The organism is Cryobacterium aureum, assembly GCF_002954245.1.
GTDB lineage: Bacteria > Actinomycetota > Actinomycetes > Actinomycetales > Microbacteriaceae > Cryobacterium > Cryobacterium aureum.
The window spans coordinates 1-2,572 of record NZ_PPTG01000008.1; the positions used below are offsets into that span (position 1 = coordinate 1).

2 protein-coding genes are annotated in these 2,572 nt (G+C 63.3%); both read right to left on the reverse strand.

Annotation, left to right across the window (positions count from 1 at the left end; all coding sequences use genetic code 11):
* Positions 1–114 precede the first annotated feature (114 nt).
* Entirely contained in the window at positions 115–864 is a 750-nt protein-coding gene (locus tag CJ028_RS02995; protein WP_105033809.1) for an ATP-binding protein, read from the reverse strand.
* Complete coding sequence (gene istA / locus CJ028_RS03000; RefSeq protein WP_105033810.1) at positions 861–2,414, reverse strand: IS21 family transposase; 1,554 nt, start codon at positions 2,412–2,414, stop codon at positions 861–863. Before istA ends, CJ028_RS02995 begins: the two co-directional genes overlap by 4 nt.
* Positions 2,415–2,572: the final 158 nt, after the last annotated feature.

The following is a 2,572-nucleotide window of genomic DNA, read 5'->3' on the forward strand; positions in this document are numbered from 1 at the left end:
TTGAGTATTTGATCCCTTGAGAGCCACCCGATCGTGCGGTTCAGAGCCACCGTTCGTGCCGAAGAGAGCCAGTGGTGGTGCGGCTTGGGGCCACTGGCTCTCTTCGCCGGATTGTTAGGCGCTGGTGAGGGCTGTTTGCTCCCTCATGTTGTAGGTGCCGGTCTCAACCCAGATGGTGTTGTGGATGATGCGGTCCATGATCGCGTCGGCGTGAACGCCGGAGCCGAGGCGCTGGTGCCAGTCCTTCTGTTGATATTGGGTGCAGAACACCGTTGAGGTCTCCCCATAACGGCGTTCCATCAGCTCCAGCAGCATTGTTCGCATCGATTCGGTCGGGCGATCGAGCAGCCACTCATCAATGACGAGCAGAGTGAACGAGGCGTATTTGCGCAGGAACTTCCCGGCACCGCCCGGGGTGTCTTGGGCAGCGACCCAGGCTTCCTCGAGGTCGGGCATGCGGACGTAGTGGGCGCGGATGCGATGTTCGCAGGCGCGTTTAGCGATCGCGCAGCCCAGATACGACTTCCCCGACCCAGTGAACCCTTGGAAGACGACGTTCTGCTGCCGATTCACGAACGAGCACGTGCCGAGCTGGGTCAGCAGTTGCCGATTCAGGCCGCGCTCATCGAGCAGGTCGATGCTGCGCAGGTCCGCGTTGGGATAGCGCAGCCCCGCCCGCCGGATCAGCCCGGAGACCTTGGAGTGCGTGAAGGTGGAGTAGGCGTCATCGACGACCAATCGGACGCGCTCTTCAAACGACAAGCTGATGCTGAGGGTTTCGTCTTGGGTGTCGATCGCCTCGAGCAGCTCGCCGGCGTTCATCTCGCGCAGCTTGCGTTTGGTCTCGGTATCGAGCCGGCTCATCGGACTCCTCCGGCGTAGTAGGCGCTGCCTCTCACGTATCCGCCATTGTCAGCTTCCGGTTTGTCGGGGACGTGGCCGGTTTTGTCTTGCCCGGTGTCCAGGATCGGCCGCAGGTGCGCATACCGCGGAGAGTGGATCGGCCCCTGCAACGCCAGCGCGCAGGCGGCCTCGACCCGGGTCGGAGAGAACCGGCGCGACAGTCGCAGCACCGCCAGGGCGGGGTCGTAGCCGGCTTCCTCGATGGGGGCGGCTTCGAAGATCTTCCCGATCACCGTCACGGCCGATGGTCCCATCCGCGCCGCCCACTCCTCAATCCGGGCCCGGTCCCAAGCTTGGAAGCTGCGCCCTTCGGGCAGGTCCGCATCGTTGGTCTGATACTGATTCGTCGTGCTGGCCGGTAGCAGCAGGTGACTGGTCAGGCGCTCGTCGTTCCGATAGACCTCCAGCATCGTGTCCGTGATGCGAAGGTCAACGTAGCCGCCGATATGGCTGAACGGGACGGAGTAGAAGTTCCTCGCCCAGACCACGTGTGCGTTCTTATTCACCTTGCGTTTGTAGGACCACGTGCTGATCTCGAACGGGGCCGCGGGCAGCGGTTGCATCAGCGGCTTCTCCTCGGTCGTGAACACGCTCAGCCTGGACCCGTCGCGTTTCTGGAACGGCTGCCGGTTGTAAGCATCAATCTGCTCACCGATCCGGACCCGCAACTCCGGCAGCGACGTGAACTGCTCCTGCCGGAGGCCAGCGATGACCCACGTCGCGACATGAGAAACCGTGTTCTCGACGCTGGCTTTGTCTTTTGGAGCCCGAACTCTGCCCGGCAGCACGGCGGCCGAATAGTGCGCTGCCATCTCGCGGTAGGCATCGTTGAGAACGACCTCGCCCTCGCGTGGGTGGGAGATCACTCCGGTCTTCAGGTTGTCGGGCACCAGGCGTGGCACGCTGCCGCCGAAGAAGGCGAACATCGCCGTGTGGGCGCGCAGCCACGACTCTTGCCGCATGTCCAACGTGGCTTCCACGAACGCATACCGGCTGAACGGCAGGCACGCGACGAACAAATACACTTTCGAGATCTCGCCCGTCGTCGGATCCAGCAGCTGCATCGTCGGCCCGGACCAGTCGACCTCGATGCTGCGGCCGGCCTTGTGGCCAACGCGGGAGGTCGCGCCGGAGACGGCGGAGTAGTCGCCATAAAGCCGGCAGAACCGGTCATAACTCATCACCGCCTGGGTCGGACCGGATGCGTCGACGTATTCCTGGTGCAGCAATTTCAACGTCACTCCGACCCGGGCCAGTTCGGTGTGCACCCGACCCCAGTCCGGCTGTGCGAACACGGACTCGTGCACTCCTCGACCCGGGAACAACGCCGAATACACCTCAGCTTCCGGCATCTCCTCGACACCAGCCCAGCCGACTCCGAGTCGGTCCGCCGCCTCGAGCACCACCTGGACGCTATTGCGTGCGATGCCCTGCCCCGACGCGATCGCCCGGCCCGACAAGCCTTGGTTTCGTAACTGCAAGACAAGCTTCGCCTTGATCTTCCGTACCATTATCGGTACTCCTTCCACCACGTGGCCCTCACGTGGTGGAAGGAGCCTTGCAGGTGGCTCTCAACCACGCCAACTATGGCTCTGAACGACACGATTCATGACTCCGGGGGCTGGCCCTCAGTCGCACCGCCCCCGGCTCCCTTGGAAGCCAATATTCA